Source organism: Microcella pacifica (genome assembly GCF_009371975.2).
GTDB classification, from domain to species: domain Bacteria; phylum Actinomycetota; class Actinomycetes; order Actinomycetales; family Microbacteriaceae; genus Microcella; species Microcella pacifica.
Map to the genome: position 1 here is coordinate 1 of NZ_VIKT02000051.1, position 1,373 is coordinate 1,373.

A 1,373-nucleotide genomic window follows, 5' to 3' on the forward strand; every position below is an offset into this window, starting at 1 on the left:
TGGAGGCCCCAGTTGAGAATCCAGCGTACGAGCGTCGGTCTGGACGTGCACGCCCGCAGTGTCGTGGCATGCGCGATCGATGAGGACACCGGGGAGGTGATCCGCCACCGTTTCGGCTACGACCCCGCGGCAGTTCTGGAGTGGGTGCGGTCGCTGCCGCAGCCGGCGGCGGTGACGTATGAGGCCGGGCCGACCGGGTTCGCTCTGGCCCGCCTGCTCACCACCGCAGGTATTGAATGCGTCGTGGCGGCGCCGTCGAAGTTGCAGCGCCCGGTCGGGGATCGGGTCAAGACCGACGCGCGGGACGCGTTGCATCTGGCAAGGCTGCTGCGGTTGGGGGAGATCGTCGCAGTTGCCGTGCCGTCGATCGAGCAGGAAACCGCCCGGGACTTGGTGCGAGCCCGGGAGGACAACCGGGGTGAGCTGATGGCGGCACGGCATCGGCTCTCGAAGCTGCTGCTGCGCCACGGGATCATCTATGACGGCAAGCAGGCGTGGACCGGCTCGCATGATGCGTGGCTTCGCCGGCAGAGGTTCGACCATGCAGGACTGCAGGCCGCGTTCGATGCCGACTACGAAGCGGTGCAGCAGGTGCGCGCCCGCAAAGACCGACTCGACGCGATCATCGAGCAGATGGCCGCGACCAGCGATTACGCGCCCGTGGTGCGACGCCTGGGGTGCTTGCGTGGGATCTCGACTCTGACCGGGTTCGGCCTCGCGGTCGAGATCGGCAACTGGGAGCGCTTCACCGGATCCAGCATCGGCGCATTCGTCGGCCTGGTGCCCTCAGAGCACTCCTCTGGGCAGTCCCGCTCGCAAGGCTCGATCACCAAGACCGGCAACACGCATGCTCGCCGCCTGCTGGTGGAGGCCGCCTGGCATCACCGCAAAACGTATCGTCCCGGAGCGGTGATGCACGCAAGGTGGGCTGCCGCGCCCAGCCTCGCCGTATCCCGCGGCGACGACGGCAACCGGCGACTGCATCAGAAATGGCAGCACTTCACCGCACGCAAGAAGCGGTCCACGATCGCGAACGTCGCCATCGCCCGCGAGCTCGCCGGCTGGTGCTGGTCCCTGGCCGTGATGCCCGACTGACCACGGCCCCTTGACCGGTCGGTTCAGGAGACAGGTGACGGCAGCGCGAGGAGCGACCCGCGAATCAGCTATGAGCAACCCGCCCGAAGGGCTGGCGACGCTCGATCCTAGACAAGCGGAACCGCTCCAGCCGAACAGCACGTCCTGCGGTAACCAAATCCGCGCATATCAGTCTGACCGCGCGTCGCCCACGACACGCACGACACCCACGCGACCTGCGCCGACCACACGAAAGAGCGCCCGGAGCATGATCACTCCGGGCGCTCTTTCCCCTGCCA

1 protein-coding gene is annotated in these 1,373 nt (G+C 67.6%); it reads left to right on the forward strand.

The window, feature by feature from the left end; translation table 11 throughout:
• Nucleotides 1–18 precede the first annotated feature (18 nt).
• Entirely contained in the window at nt 19–1,095 is a 1,077-nt protein-coding gene (locus FK219_RS13275; RefSeq protein WP_456238280.1) for an IS110 family RNA-guided transposase, read from the forward strand.
• Nucleotides 1,096–1,373: the final 278 nt, after the last annotated feature.